This is a genomic window from Corynebacterium sp. HMSC29G08 (assembly GCF_001806875.1).
Taxonomy (GTDB): Bacteria; Actinomycetota; Actinomycetes; order Mycobacteriales; family Mycobacteriaceae; genus Corynebacterium.
The window spans coordinates 14,820-28,384 of sequence record NZ_KV786244.1 but is presented as its reverse complement, the minus strand read 5'-3'; the positions used below and the strand labels follow the sequence as shown (position 1 = coordinate 28,384).

Sequence of the window (13,565 nt, the reverse complement as noted above, 5' to 3'; positions counted from 1 at the left end):
CCAACCGGCGCACACCAGAATGAGACGACGTTCGTCGGACCAGGATCCGACCGGAGCTGTGTCGACTAGAACGGGCCAAGACAGTACAGCGCCCTCAAACCCGGCGCCGTCAAACCTCGCCCCACACTTGGGCCGCATCACGCCAAGGCGCGTATGGTGCAAGCGTGCCAAAACCAACACCAAAACCAACACCAAAACCAACACCGAAACCAACACCACCTAAATCCCAGATGCAGATCGTGCCGCTGATGGCGATGAGCTTCGCGGCGTTTGTATACGTCACGTATGAGATGTTTGCGATTGGGTTGATCTCGCCAATGGCGGTTGACCTGGGCGTAACCGAGGGCCAGATCGGCCTGCTTATGACGGTGTACGCGGGCCTGGTTGCCGTGGTCACCATCCCGTTGATGCATTACACGCGGCGGCTGGACCGCAGGCCGCTGTTCATTGCCACGCTGGCGTTTTTGTTAACGGGCATTGTGTTGCAGGCCATCGCGTCGAGTTACCTCATGTTGGTGGTTGGTCGTGTGACGGCGGCGTTTACGCATGGGTTGTTTTGGTCCCTGGTGAACCCGATGGCGGCGAGGTTGGCGCCGACGGGTCAGATGGGTAAAGCGGTGGCGGCGGTGTCGTTTGGCTCGACGATGTCGACGGTGCTGGGCGCTCCTCTGACCACCGCGGTTGGCCACGCGATTGGGTGGCGCAACGCCACGTGGTTGCTTGGTGTTGGCGCGATTGTGGCGTTTCTGCTGCTGTTGAAGACGCTGCCGAGCATGCCGGCGAAACTGCCGACCAAGACGACAAGTGTGCAGAAGACGAAGTCGGCGTTGCCGTCGTTGGTGTTTTACCTGACGTTTTCGGTCACGGCGCTGTTTGCCACGTTCACGTATCTGGCGTTGTTGTTGCAGGATACGGCTGGTGAACGGTGGGTCGCGCCGGGCTTGGCGCTCTATGGCGTGGTGGGCATTATCTTTGTGGTGGTTGCGGGCCGCCGGGTGGATGCCCGCATGATCCGGCTTAACGGCTTTGATGCACTTTTCTTAATGACGTCCGCGTTCACCGGCCTTCTCGCCCTCCAGCAACAAAGCGGCGTGTTGATGTTTGTGGCGGTTGCGTTGTTGGGCATGTCCTCGGGCACCCTGCCCACGGCGGCGACCACAATCTTCATGCATGCTGGCAAGGGCAACCAGGACATGGCTAGTTCCATTTACGTGGTGACGTTCCAGGTGGGTATCGCCGCCGGTTCCGCGTTGGGTGCGGCAACGGTGGACGCGGGGTACTTAAGCGGCACGCTGTTGATCACGCTGGTGCTTGGTGCGGCGGCGCTGGTGACGTTGGTCGGGTTCTCGCGCCCGCGCCTGCGCTAACCCAGCTAACCCAGCTAACCCAGCTCACACAACTAAACCAACACAGATTCGCGGGCGCCGAGGCGCTGGACGTGGCCGTCGCGGACTTCGTACACGGCGTCATCCGGGGTGATCATGGACCGGTTGTGGGTGACAAATCCGCAGGCGACGCCGGTGTCGGCAACCAGTGTGCGAAGTAGGTCGACGATTTCTTCGGTGCGGGTGGAGTCGAGGGCGGCGGTTGGTTCGTCGGCAAGAATGAGCGAGGGCTCCCCCATCAACGCGCGTGCGATGCCGACGCGTTGGCGCTGGCCGCCGGAGAGTTGCTGCATTTTGCGGTCGCCGAGACCGTCCAAACCGACTTTGGTGAGGAGTTCGTCGGCGCGGTCCTTGCGTGGTTTGATGCCGCGCATGTGGTCGGTGATCAGCAGCTGGTCGCGTACCTTGAGCGCCCCGATGAGGTTCGCCTGTTGGAAGATCATGCCGATCCTGTGGAGGCGGGTGTGGTCGGTGACGGGGGTGGCGTCGATAAGAATGGTGCCACTGTCGGGGGTGATGAGGCCAGCGGCGGCGGAGAGCAGGGTGGATTTGCCGGACCCGGATTCGCCGACGATGAAGGTGATTTCGCCGTCGCGGGCGGTGAAGGTGGCGTTGTCGAGGGCGGTGATGGTGTCTTGGCCGTCTTGGAAGGTGACGGTGACGTTTTCCATGGTGAGCATTTAGGCGATACCTCCGAGTGCGAGCTGGGGTTGGACGTTGGTAATCGAGCGGGTGGCGATCAGGGCGCCGACCATGCCAAGGGCGAAGATGCCGAGCGGCGGGCCGACGGTGGTCAGTGTGCTGAGCGTGAATGGGACGGTGCCGGATGCGAGTGCGCCGAGGGCGAGTGCGATGCCGGTGCCCAGGATCACGCCGAAGCCCAGCAGGATTGCGGACTGGCCGAGGGCGTCTTTACGCAGGTAGGCGTTGGAGCCGCCGATGGCTTTGAGGATGGCCAGGTCGCGGGTGCGCTGCATGGTCCATACGGTGAGGAATGCGACGATGACTAGCGCGGCGATGGCGTAGAGGAACCCTTGGATCATGAGCAGGGAGCCTTGTTCGGAGCCGTAGGCGGGCAGCCCGGCGAAGGATTCGCGCAGGCTCAGCCCGCTGTCGTTGGCGGCGAGGAGCACGGTGCCGTCGGCGTCGGTGTGCATGGCGGTTTGCCAGATTTCGGTTGGCACCCACAGTACGGGTGAGTGGGCAAATTCCAGGGGGCTAGTTAGCTTATCGACGCCCACCTGCTGCCCACCAACCTCCACCACTTCGCCCGCGGCGAGGTCGAGGGACGTTGAGGCGATGGCGCCGTCGCCGAGGATTTCGCCGCCGGGAAGTGTGGTGCCTTTGGGCAGGGCGAGGATGGCTACGGCTTCTTCGGTGCCGTCAGCGCGCGTGAGCAGGGTTTGTGCGGTGCCGAGCGGCGTTGCGCCTGCTTCGGCGTCGACGCGGGAGGTGGTAAATGAGGGGTCGTTGTTGTCTTGGAAGACCACGGATTGCGGGTTAAGCGCCTCAAGTGCGGAGGTGTTTTGCTTGCCAAGACCCGCGGTGAGACCGGTGAGCATGACCACCAGGAGGGTGATCAGCGCAACGGTGCCGGCGATCAGCCCAAAACGCCCGCGGGCGTTTGTGATTTCTCTTAAAGCTAGGAACATGGCCCCTATTGTGCGTGTGACCTGGGGTTTTCCACATCGGGCGGGCGGTTGAAATCTGTCTCAACCGTTCGGTTGATAGGTTTGGGCGTTGTGAAGACCACCAACCACATTTTGGTTTTGTTGAGCGTGAGCTTGCACGTGCTGACGGCTGTGCTGCTTGGTGTTGGCTTGTTAAGCGCAAGCCAAGGAGAAGCGTTGAACTCGGTGACGTTGCTCCTGGTGGCGGCGTTTGCTGCTGTGTATTTGGCGGGCACGGTGTGGGCGCATCAGGGCCGTGAGGTGTCACGGGCGGCGTCGTATGCGTGGCTGGCGCTGATCGTTGCGTTGTGGGCGGCGCTTGGGGTGCGCACGAGTGCGTTTGTGTGGTTGGAGTTTCCGCTGGTGATTTTGGCGCAGCTGCTGTTGCCGAGCGGGTTGGGTCTTTCTGTGGCGGCGGCGTTGTTGGCGGCAACGCTTGGGCGCACGGTGCCGGATGCGGGTTGGGCGGGTTTTATTGGCCCGACGATTGGCACGCTGCTTGCGGTGTTCATTGTGTACGCCTACCAGGCGCTGCGGCAGGAAACGGAGATGTATAAGGCGCTGGAGCATGCCGCGGGTGTGGCTGAGGAGCGTGCGCGGCTTTCGCGCGAGGTGCATGACACGATGGCGCAGGGGTTGAGCTCTATTGTGTTGCTGGGCCGGGCGTTGGATAAGCAGCTGGGTGGTAATGAAAAGGCGCGTGCCACCTTGGATACGATTCGGGCGACTGCGTCGGAGAACTTGGCGGCGGCGCGTCGGTTTGTTGCGGTGAACGCTCCCCCGGCGGCTCCTTTGCCCACGCGGCTGCGGGAGCTTGCCGCAGGTGCTGAGGAGCGCCAGCGCGCGTTGGGTCGCGCGCTTCGTGTGCAGGTCAATGCGGATGTGGACGTGCCGGAGCCGGCGGCCAGTGTGATTGAGCGTGTGGTGCGTGAGGGTGTGAGCAATATTGAGCGCCACTCGCGTGCGGATCTGGCGGTGATCACTGTAGATGTCTCTGGGGACGGCTCTGGTGGTGTGGCTACGGTGGACGTGTATGACAACGGTGATGGCATCATCGGCGAGGAAGGCTTTGGTATTAAGGGCCTGCGTGCTCGTTTGGCTGAGGTCGGTGGCACGTTGACTATCGACGGCTCCGTGCTCGCCGCCAGCGTCCCTGTGGAGGAACAATGATCAGGATCATGCTTATAGACGACCATCCGGTCGTCCGCGCGGGTTTACGCGCCGTACTGAATTCTTTTGGTGACGTTGAGGTGGTTGCCGAGGCCGATAATGGCAACGCCGAGGTGCCGGACGGTGTGGACGTGGTGGTCACGGACATCCAGATGCCGGGTGCCAGCGGCATCGACTTGACCAGGCGTCTGACTCGGGCGGGTGGTCCCCCGGTGCTGATTTTGACTACGTATGACACGCAGTCTGACGTGGTGGCTGCCATGGAGGCCGGTGCCTTGGGCTACCTGCTTAAAGACGCCCCCGAGGAAGACCTCCACGACGCTGTGTTGAAAGCCGCCCGGCGCGAGCGTGTGCTGTCTCCCCAGGCAGCGGGCGTGCTGGCAGATCGGGTGATGAACCCGAACGAGGCCCTCTCCATACGCGAGATTGAGATCCTGCAGGCGTTGAAGACAGGTGCGTCCAACAGGCAGATTGCGGATCAACTGTTCATCTCGCTGGCCACGGTGAAGACGCACCTGATCCACATCTACGAAAAGCTGGGGGTGGATAACCGCACCGCGGCGGTCCAGCAGGCCCAGGACCGCAGGATTATTTAGCGCGGGTTGTCTAGCGAGCGCGGGTGAGCACCTGCAGGCCCGTCAAAGCCGCGCAGGCGCACACGAGCGAGACCACGGCCATGGTCAGCGCGTGGTTGGAACCCAGGCCGACCAGCGCTGGGACAACGCCCGCGATCAAAAATTGCGCAAAGCCCATTGCGCCGCTGCCCGCGCCCGCACCGATTGCCCTGATCTCTTCTACGGCCAGTGCGGACGCGTTTGCGGAGATAAACCCGGACATTACGGCTAAGAGAGCAAGGCACAGCACCACGGGGACCAAAGTTGGGCCGGTCAGGGAGAGGATGATGAGGATGAGGGTCACGCATGCGTCGATAAGCAAGGCGCAGACCAGCAACTTCCTGGGGGCAACCGAGCGAACCACGCGCATGTTCATAGCGTTAGAGATGGGAAACAGCAGCGCAATCGCACCGAAGGTGAACGCGTAGGCGGTGGGTGATTGACCCAGCTGCACCTGCAGGATCAGGGGTGAGCCGGAGATGTAGGCGAACAATGCGCCGAAGCCGAGCGATCCGGCCAGCATGTAGCCGACAAACACCGGGTGCTGCAGGCAGCGCCAAATGCGCGAGGCCAGGCCGCTGAGCGCACCCGGAGAGCGCTTCTCCACCGGCAGGGTTTCCGGTATGCGCAGCGCCACAACCAGCTGCAACAGGTTCACACCCGCCAGCACCCAGAACACGCCGCGCCACCCCACCGACGGAATCAGCAACCCACCGATCGCGGGCGCAAGCGCCGGCATAAAGCCGGAGAGCGCCTGCAGGGCGGAGAACGCGCGGGCCGCCGCCACGCCGTGCACTAGATCCGGCACCACGGCGCGCGACACCACAATCACACACCCGCCTGCCAGGCCTTGGAGGAAGCGCGCCGCGATCAGCGTGCCAATGGTCGGCGCGAGTGCACAGGCTACCGACGTGAGGAAGAAAATGACGCTGGCAATGATCAGGGGGCGCTTGCGTCCGGTGCCGTCTGAAATTGCGCCGAACAGCAGGTTGCCCACCGCCATGCCAATCATGAACGCGGAGATGGTCAGCTGTACCGCGCCGGGGGTGGTACCCAGTTCCTGCTGCAGCTGCGGCAGGCCGGGCAGGTACATGTCAATAGACAGTGGGCCGGCGGATGAGAATATCGCCAGCGTTAGCATGAGTCCTGCTGAAAGTTGGTGCACGCAGGTACCATACAGCACATGGTCCACACTCACGGGAGCCTCATTGGGGCATGGGATTTCGCAGCTGTTGGTCGCTTGGCGCCGAAGCCGGGGCGTTTTTCGGTGCTTTTGCCTATCCACGCCACGTTTACCCTCACCGACCGCCGCCACCTCACCGAGGCAGTCGCTGCAGGGCAAGGCGCCGTGGTGACCTCCGGGGGTGAAGTGTTAGTAGACGTAGGGCCTTCCGCGTACGGTGTGCAGCTCGATGCGGTGGTTGGTGATGGTGCTGGCTCTGGTGCTAGCTCTGGTGCTGCTGCAGAAAGCACCGTGGAGATTTACCAGCCGGAGCCGTTTACCCTGCGCAGCGTGACCACTAAGCGTGTGGGGCAGGCCCGCGTGTTTGTTGGCTCCATGTTTGGGCAGACCTCCCCCGTTGTCCCCCCTTCCCCACTGGTTGCCGCGGAGATCCGCCTGGCACCCGGCGCGGAGGTGGCAATGACGCTTGAGCCAGACTTTGAATATGGCCTGCTTGCGGCAAGTGATCAGATTGCGTTGCAAAATACGCCTGTTCCGCGTGGTGTTGTTGGCTACACTGACGTTGGTACTGCCACATGGGGCGTAAAGAATCTGGGGAATGAAGAGGCCCGAGCGGTCATCTTCGGGGGAAAGGTGTTGTAGAAAAGCATGAACGTAACTGTCTTGTTGTCCTTGGAGGGCGCGGACCCGGAGATCTCGCGTTGCGTGAACGTGGATTCGGCGATGCACTTGGGTCACCTCAGCGCGGTTATTGACGCCGCGTTTGGGTTCTCGGGCGCGGCGACGCACCTGTACACCCAGGGTGAGGGTGGTTTCCGCAAGCTGTACACGGCACACCCTGGTCCGGGGGAGCTCAGCGAGACAGCTATCACCGTTGGGGACATCACCCCGATGACCTACATCTATGACCCGACGGCGAACTGGAACATCGCCGTTGAGCTGCTTGGCCCGACCCAGTTGGACGCACCGACGCCGGCGTTGGTTGATGCAGCGGGTCCCGACATCGTGGAAGCCACGCATGGTCCGGCGATGATGACCAAGTTCCGCATCGAGGCACGCCGTATCGCCGCAGGTCTGGCACCGAATATGGAGATCACTCCCCTGCTGCTGAGCTACCTGCCGGTGATGAGCCCGGAGCGGATCCTGCAGCGGCTGACGGTGGCTGACCCGGTTGCCGTGGCTACGCGTATCAGCTTGGCGGCGGAGGAACTGTTCTACGGCGAGGAATTTGCTAAGGCACCGTTCAACCAGGCGGACTTGGCGGAAGAGTTTGAAGAGTTTTTGAACTCGCGGCCGGATCTGCGCGAGATCATTCAGACGGACCCGGAAGCGGACCGCAACCCTACCCTGCTGACCGCGGTAGCTGACTTTTTTGATTCCCGGCTTGGTGAGTTTGAGGACCTCGCGAACTTCCCTCAGACGCCGCCGCACCTTATGCCTGACTTCCCCGGCGCCTTCGAGGAGCCGACGATGGAAGACGTTGTGCGCGACCTGATGGAGATCTTCCTCGAACCGGTAAAGCTCACGGCTAAGAAAGGCCAGTTGCCTTCCGCGGTAGTCCAGGAGATCAGTGACGTGCTCAATATCACGTCCTGGTACTCCCGCCCAACCGAGACATCCATCCCGGCAGTCCACCAGGTGCGCAAGCTGTTGGAAGGCGCTGGCTTTATCGCGGTGACCAGCAAGAACACGCTGGAAGTCTCAGATCTTGGGTTTGATCTGCTCAACGCCATCGACATGACCGGCGTGTTTATCCCGGAGTGGGCGCGCGGCTTTGAAAACGCCTTTGGTGAAACGCTGTGGCGTGAAAGCTTGACCACCCTGGGCAACATGTTCAACCTGGGCACCGAATACGGCATTGAAAACAAGCTAGGCCGCATGCCCGAGAACTTCTCGGATGTTGTGACGCTCCTGCTTGGCCTCCTGGCCTTGGATAACAGCGCCAAGCACATGGAGATCACCGCGGAGGCTCGCCGCATGTTTGGCCGCATGCTCAGCTTCTACGAGCACGGGATCTAGGCGCATACCAAGCAGCGGCGGCGCGGGCACCGAGGTACGCGCCGAGGGTGTTGCACAAGACATCGTCAAGATCCGAATAGCCCACCGCCAACACGTACTGCGCGGTTTCAATGCCTAGGCTCAGCAGCAGGCCGCACAGCGTTGCGCGGCGCACGCTGTCGCGGAAGAACACCCAGCCCACGGGCATAAACAGGGCGATGTTGCCAAACAGGTTGAACCAGGGGCCCCACCACACCCGTGGGTGGATGAACGTTTCAAAGGGAATCAGCCGTAGCTGGCGCACCTCGTGCGCTTGGGCCTCCCACAGGCCGGGTACTGAAAAGTAGGCCTTGCCCAGGGTGAGCACGAAGACCACCGCGAAAACGAAAACGGCGAGCACCGGAGAAACCCTGTGCCCACCGCCTATGCGTTTAGCAGCCACGCGCTAGGAGCTGGCCTCGTTCAGGCCAGTCTCGTTCAGGCCAGGCTCGTGCGGGACGGGCCCGCCGGAGACCTGTCGGTAGGCGTGCGCCTGCGCCAGGTAGACCAGCGGCGCAAGCAGCACGGTGAGCAGGAAGGTCAGGCCCGCGCCCGCCCACACGTTGAAGCCCATCACGTCAACCGCCGCAGCCGGGATCGCGGCAATCACGCCAACAACCAGGCTAAACAGCAAGAGCAGCAGGGTAGTGCCGTAGTTGCGCTTGGCGGCCTTCATGCCTTCACCCAGGCAGAAGCCGAAGCTGCCGGCGTTGTCCGCGGCGTAGTACACCGGGTACACCGCAAACGGCACCACCAGCGCCAGCACCAAGGCGCCGACGATCACGGCGGGCAGGACCGCCATGGCGATAGCCATCATTTGCTCTTGGGTCATTGTGGCGGAATCGGCAAAGACAGTCGGATCAAAGCCGGTCACGGCCAGGGTGATCGCAAACGCAATGGCGGCCAGGATCAAACCAACAATGCCAACGAGCATGCGGTTGACCACTGAGACACCCAACGCCTTGCCGTAGGTGGGGGACTTAAGCTTGTCCACCTGCGCCGTTAGCGTCTGCTGCAACGCCGCGCTGACAAACACCGGCTCCAACAGGAAACCGCCAATGGCAAACAGCAGGCCAAGCACCGCAAGCCCCGGGATCTGGTCCGCAACGCCCAACACCGCGATGACCAGGCCGATAGCCAGCCAAAACTTCGGGTTGGTCTTGTACACGCCAAACGTCCAGGCAATCGCCTGGCCCAAACGCAGCTTGCCCGTGCCCTTGGTGTGGCTGTAGCCATTCGCCGCGGGGTCGTTGATCGGGTGTGGGGTGTCGGTGTCGCCAAAGTAGCCGTCTACAAGCTGGATGCCATGGAAACGCTGCGCGTTAGCACCCGCAAGCTCAGCGGCGGTGTTTACTTCGAATCGGGAAAAGTCATCGGGGACAGTCAAAAATTCTCCTTACGTGGTGGCCATCTATTTCACAACGAGCTATTTAACAACAAGGTTGACCATGCGGCCTGGCACCACAATGGTCTTGACCACGTTCTTGCCGTCGGTCAGTTCCACAACCTTCGGGTCTGCAAGAGCAATTGTCGCGATCTCATCTTGGGATGCGTCGGTAGGAACATCAATTCTCGCTTTGACTTTCCCGTTGATTTGGATGGGGAGTTCCACGGTGGCGTCGATAAGCAACTGCTCATCAAACGTTGGGAACGGCTCAAACGTGATGGTGCCGCTGTGGCCAAGCTGCGCCCAGAGTTCCTCGGCGATGTGCGGCGCAAGCGGGCTAACCATCTGCACCAGGGGAGTGACGGCCGCGCGTGGGGCGCCGTCCGGGTACGTCTTGGTCAGGTAGTTGACGTACTCGATGAGTTTGGCGGCAACGGTGTTGTCGCGCAGGTGCTCATAATCGTCGCGCACACCAGCGATGGTGCGGTGCAGTTGCTTCTCATCGTCGCCGGTCAGGGGGCTGTCGGTGACGGTGACCTCGCCGGTTTCCTCGTCCACAACCAGGCGCCACAGGCGCTGCAAGAAACGGTGCGCACCCACAACGTCCTTCGTGGCCCACGGGCGGGAGGTGTCCAGCGGGCCCATCGACATCTCGTAAACGCGCAGGGTGTCCGCACCGTAGTCGCGCACCACGTCATCCGGCGCCACGGCGTTCTTCAGGGACTTGCCCATCTTGCCGTACTCGCGGTTGACTTCGGCGCCGTCGAAGTAGAACTTGCCGTCTTTTTCCTCAACCTCGGCGGCCGGGACGTACACGCCGCGGGAATCCGTGAACGCGTAAGCCTGGATGTAGCCCTGGTTGAACAGGCGGCGGTACGGCTCCTTGGAGGTAACAAAGCCCAGGTCATAGAGCACCTTGTGCCAGAAACGTGCGTACAACAGGTGCAGCACGGCATGCTCCACGCCGCCCACGTACAAGTCCACGCCGCCCGGGTCATTCTCACCGCGCGGGCCGGTCCAGTACTTTTCATTTTCAATGTTGACAAACTCATCCGAGTTCGTCGGATCGATGTATCGCAGCTGGTACCAGGAGGAACCCGCCCACTGCGGCATCACGTTCGTGTCACGACGGTACTGCTGCTCACCGTGACCCAAATCCATGGTCACGTTCACCCAGTCCGTGGCTTTGGCCAGCGGGGGAGAGGGTTCCGAATCCTTGGCATCCGGGTCGAAGGACACCGGCTTGTAGTCCTCAACCTCGGGCAGCTCTACCGGCAGCTGGTTCTCCGGAATGCCGTGGGCCTGGCCGTTTTCGTCGTACACAATTGGAAACGGCTCGCCCCAGTAGCGCTGGCGGGCAAACAGCCAGTCACGCAGCTTGTACTGGATTTTTTCGGAGCCTTTTTGCTTATCGACGAGCCACGCAATCGCCCCATCAATCCCCTCCTGCTTACCCAGACCGTTGATATCCAGGCCGTCTTGGTTGGCGGAGTTGATATGCGGGGCGTCACCAATAAAAGCTTCCTCGGAAACGTCAGCGTCCAGCACCGGGATGATCGGCAGGCCGAAGACGGTGGCGAACTCATAGTCACGCTCATCGTGCGCCGGCACTGCCATAATCGCGCCCGTGCCGTAGCCGGTGAGCACGTAGTCCGCGATGAAGATTGGCACCTGCTCACCGTTAACCGGGTTCGTGGCGTAGGAGCCGGTGAACACGCCGGTCTTTTCTTTATTCTCCTGGCGCTCAAGGTCGCTCTTCGCGGCGATTGCGTCCATATAGGCGTTGATCGCTTCAGCCGGGGTTGGCTTGCCGTTGGTCCAGCGTGCGTCGATGTCCTCGGCGTATGTTGCCGTGGTCAGTTCGCTGACCAGCTCATGCTCCGGGGCAAGCACCACGTACGTTGCGCCGAACAGCGTGTCCGGGCGGGTGGTGAACACCTCAATCGGGCCAGCAGGGGAGTCGAACGTGACCTCCGCGCCGCGGGAGCGGCCGATCCAGTTACGCTGCATGCTTTTGACCTTCTCCGGCCAATCCAGCAGATCCAGGTCATCCAGCAGACGATCCGAGTAATCCGTAATCCGCATCATCCACTGCTTCAGACGCTTGCGGTAGACGGGGAAGTTGCCGCGCTCAGACTTACCGTCCGCCGTAACCTCCTCATTAGCCAGCACCGTGCCTAAGCCTGGGCACCAGTTGACCATGGAGTCGGAGAGGTAGACGAGGCGGAACTCATCGATCGCCTTGTGCTTTTCCTCCGTGGTCAGGTCACGGAAGTTACGGCCATCCTTGGTTTTGCGCTCGCCGGAGAGCAGATCCTTAACTAGGTCCTCGATGGGGCGGGCCTTCTGCAGGTCCTCATCAAACCAGGCGTTATAAATCTGCAGGAAAATCCACTGAGTCCACTTGTAAAAATCCGGATCCGTGGTGGCCACCGCACGACGCTTATCGTGCCCCAAGCCCAACTGACCCAGCTGGCGCTCCATGTTGGCAATGTTCGCCTCAGTAGTGGTGCGCGGGTGCGTACCAGTCTGGATTGCGTACTGCTCCGCCGGTAGGCCAAACGCGTCATAGCCCAGCGTGTGCAGGACGTTCTTGCCCAGCATGCGGTTGTAGCGGGCGTACACATCCGTTGCGATGTAGCCCAGCGGGTGCCCCACGTGCAGACCCGCACCAGAAGGGTACGGGAACATGTCCTGGACGTTCAGCTTCTCCTTCGGCAGCTGCGCCTTCTCACCATCGGAGGCCTGTGGCGCCAAATCACCCGTGGGGTTCGGAGCGTTGAACGTGCCGTTGTCGCGCCAGTACTGCTGCCACTTCTGCTCAATGGTGTTGGCCAGATCAGCGGTGTAGCGGTGCGCGGTGGGATTCGCGTTAGTCATGGTTAGCCAGTGTAATAGCTGGGCTACATAGCGTGGGTTGGGGTGGGTGGGCCTGAATTGGGCGACCTCGGGGGGAGCTTTTTTGAATTGCGGCAGCATGTTGCCAAACCGGGGATAGTTGCCGCAATAGCAGCGTTTCCCCAGGGAATTGTTTTTTCGGCGGAAATGGCGCGGAAAAACAATTCAGAAACAATTAGGCGAAGAATTCGGGGCATATTAGGGGTATTTTCCTGCGTTTTTGCTGGTCAGCGAATTGTTCAGAATTGTTTCGAATTGTTCGGAATTGTTTCATTTTGCGTCAATCGGCGGCAGACGGCCCCTGGAGAAAGAATTCAGGACCTGCTCCGAAGTCCTGAATTCTTTTGGCTGAAGCGTTTTGCCACCTGGGGATACTGAATTCTTTGCCCGATTTTGGGAAACAAATTCAGGATTCGAGGCGCCGCACTGAATTATTTCTGAATTGTTTTAGGCAGAGACCTGGGCAGGCAGTTAAGCAATGCCGAAGCCCAGCAGTGCCCAATGGATACCGATCGCGGCGGCGCACACGGCAAGCAGAGCAGTGCCCACACCGTAGATGGCGGCGATGGCGTATTCGTCCTGGTCAATGAGCTGACCCAGTTGCCGGGCCAGCATGGCCAACGTGGACAGCGAGCCGGCGAAACCAATGCCGGCAAACGTTTGCCACTGGCCCGGCAACGCCAGCGTGAAGCCCATGATTGCGGACGCGGTGACATTCACAGTCAAGGTGGCAGCCAGCGGATGGTCGATGGCCGTCATAAAACACCAGCGCACAAAGCCGCCAAGGACCCCGCCGACAAACACGGCAAGAGCGCTGATGAGTAACGACGCCTGACTAAACATGCGCGTGCGTTCGGGTAGAGGAGCCGGCGAGGAACGCTAACGTGGCCGTGGATAAGCAAAGTGCAATTATGAACAAAGCCCAGGCAGCCGAGCTGTGCGCGCTGGCGAGCGCGACCGCAGAGAGCGTGGAGAAGCCGCCCAAAAAGCCCACGCCCCAGAACGGGCCTGGGTTGAAATAGCCCATGGCAAAGCAGGCGGCAAGATTTACGGCGAAAGTGACCGACATCGCGAGCATCTCCGGCGTGGTCGGATTCAGCCAGAACAGGAGCAGGAATCGTGCCAGCGCCCCCAGCCCAGACCCCAACGCCACAATCAGGCCAGTGCGGAGGGAGTCAGCGTTCACGTGAGACGACTGTAGCACTCGGCACCGTTTACACT

13 protein-coding genes are annotated in these 13,565 nt (G+C 61.4%); 5 read left to right on the top strand and 8 right to left on the bottom strand.

What is annotated here, in order from left to right; all coding sequences use genetic code 11:
- Positions 1-230 precede the first annotated feature (230 nt).
- Complete coding sequence (locus HMPREF3101_RS06130; RefSeq protein ID WP_070463696.1) at positions 231-1,367, top strand: MFS transporter; 1,137 nt, start codon at positions 231-233, stop codon at positions 1,365-1,367.
- A 32-nt stretch (positions 1,368-1,399) separates the two neighbouring features.
- Here the strand turns inward: HMPREF3101_RS06130 and HMPREF3101_RS06125 are convergent, their stop codons facing one another.
- On the bottom strand, positions 1,400-2,065 hold the full coding sequence (locus HMPREF3101_RS06125) for an ABC transporter ATP-binding protein (RefSeq protein WP_070463695.1): 666 nt from the start codon (positions 2,063-2,065) through the stop codon (positions 1,400-1,402).
- Positions 2,066-3,037: an ABC transporter permease gene (locus HMPREF3101_RS06120; protein WP_070463694.1), complete on the bottom strand. Its 972-nt coding sequence runs from the start codon at positions 3,035-3,037 to the stop codon at positions 2,066-2,068.
- A 90-nt stretch (positions 3,038-3,127) separates the two neighbouring features.
- Between HMPREF3101_RS06120 and HMPREF3101_RS06115 the strand changes: the two genes are divergently transcribed.
- Positions 3,128-4,225, top strand: coding sequence for a sensor histidine kinase (locus HMPREF3101_RS06115; RefSeq protein ID WP_070463693.1), 1,098 nt, complete (start codon positions 3,128-3,130; stop codon positions 4,223-4,225).
- Positions 4,222-4,821: a response regulator transcription factor gene (locus HMPREF3101_RS06110; protein ID WP_070463692.1), complete on the top strand. Its 600-nt coding sequence runs from the start codon at positions 4,222-4,224 to the stop codon at positions 4,819-4,821. Before HMPREF3101_RS06115 ends, HMPREF3101_RS06110 begins: the two co-directional genes overlap by 4 nt.
- Positions 4,822-4,831: 10 nt before the next feature.
- Here HMPREF3101_RS06110 and HMPREF3101_RS06105 read toward each other — a convergent pair whose 3' ends face one another.
- Positions 4,832-6,004, bottom strand: a complete 1,173-nt coding sequence (locus HMPREF3101_RS06105) for a multidrug effflux MFS transporter (protein ID WP_246816666.1) — start codon at positions 6,002-6,004, stop codon at positions 4,832-4,834.
- A gap of 18 nt (positions 6,005-6,022) precedes the next feature.
- Between HMPREF3101_RS06105 and HMPREF3101_RS06100 the strand changes: the two genes are divergently transcribed.
- Positions 6,023-6,664, top strand: a complete 642-nt coding sequence (locus HMPREF3101_RS06100; protein ID WP_070463690.1) for a pirin family protein — start codon at positions 6,023-6,025, stop codon at positions 6,662-6,664.
- A 6-nt stretch (positions 6,665-6,670) separates the two neighbouring features.
- Positions 6,671-8,041: an IS1096 element passenger TnpR family protein gene (locus HMPREF3101_RS06095; protein ID WP_070463689.1), complete on the top strand. Its 1,371-nt coding sequence runs from the start codon at positions 6,671-6,673 to the stop codon at positions 8,039-8,041.
- On the opposite strand, the gene HMPREF3101_RS06090 is transcribed toward HMPREF3101_RS06095, so the two are convergent.
- The 5 genes from HMPREF3101_RS06090 to HMPREF3101_RS06070 form a co-directional block, all read right to left on the bottom strand.
- The gene (locus tag HMPREF3101_RS06090; RefSeq protein ID WP_070463688.1) at positions 8,016-8,420 is read right to left on the bottom strand and encodes a VanZ family protein; all 405 of its coding nucleotides are present in this window, start codon (positions 8,418-8,420) and stop codon (positions 8,016-8,018) included. The two genes, HMPREF3101_RS06095 and HMPREF3101_RS06090, sit on opposite strands and share 26 nt — an antisense overlap.
- Positions 8,421-8,465: 45 nt before the next feature.
- On the bottom strand, positions 8,466-9,446 hold the full coding sequence (locus HMPREF3101_RS06085; RefSeq protein WP_070463687.1) for a hypothetical protein: 981 nt from the start codon (positions 9,444-9,446) through the stop codon (positions 8,466-8,468).
- 39 nt (positions 9,447-9,485) lie between these two features.
- On the bottom strand, positions 9,486-12,326 hold the full coding sequence (leuS, locus tag HMPREF3101_RS06080) for a leucine--tRNA ligase (protein ID WP_070463686.1): 2,841 nt from the start codon (positions 12,324-12,326) through the stop codon (positions 9,486-9,488).
- Positions 12,327-12,815: 489 nt separating this feature from the next.
- The gene (locus tag HMPREF3101_RS06075) at positions 12,816-13,187 is read right to left on the bottom strand and encodes a fluoride efflux transporter FluC (protein ID WP_070463685.1); all 372 of its coding nucleotides are present in this window, start codon (positions 13,185-13,187) and stop codon (positions 12,816-12,818) included.
- Positions 13,180-13,530 carry a CrcB family protein gene (locus HMPREF3101_RS06070; RefSeq protein ID WP_070463684.1) on the bottom strand — a complete coding sequence of 117 codons (351 nt, stop codon included), beginning with the start codon at positions 13,528-13,530 and terminating at the stop codon, positions 13,180-13,182. The genes HMPREF3101_RS06075 and HMPREF3101_RS06070 overlap by 8 nt, the downstream gene beginning before the upstream one ends.
- Positions 13,531-13,565: the final 35 nt, after the last annotated feature.

Coding starts and splice junctions, on each gene's coding strand:
- HMPREF3101_RS06130 (WP_070463696.1), top strand. CDS start 231: ATGCAGATCGTGCCGCTGATGGCGATGAGCTTCGCGGCGTTTGTATAC.
- HMPREF3101_RS06125 (WP_070463695.1), bottom strand. CDS start 2,065: ATGCTCACCATGGAAAACGTCACCGTCACCTTCCAAGACGGCCAAGAC.
- HMPREF3101_RS06120 (WP_070463694.1), bottom strand. CDS start 3,037: ATGTTCCTAGCTTTAAGAGAAATCACAAACGCCCGCGGGCGTTTTGGG.
- HMPREF3101_RS06110 (WP_070463692.1), top strand. CDS start 4,222: ATGATCAGGATCATGCTTATAGACGACCATCCGGTCGTCCGCGCGGGT.
- HMPREF3101_RS06100 (WP_070463690.1), top strand. CDS start 6,023: ATGGTCCACACTCACGGGAGCCTCATTGGGGCATGGGATTTCGCAGCT.
- HMPREF3101_RS06095 (WP_070463689.1), top strand. CDS start 6,671: ATGAACGTAACTGTCTTGTTGTCCTTGGAGGGCGCGGACCCGGAGATC.
- leuS (WP_070463686.1), bottom strand. CDS start 12,326: ATGACTAACGCGAATCCCACCGCGCACCGCTACACCGCTGATCTGGCC.
- HMPREF3101_RS06075 (WP_070463685.1), bottom strand. CDS start 13,187: ATGTTTAGTCAGGCGTCGTTACTCATCAGCGCTCTTGCCGTGTTTGTC.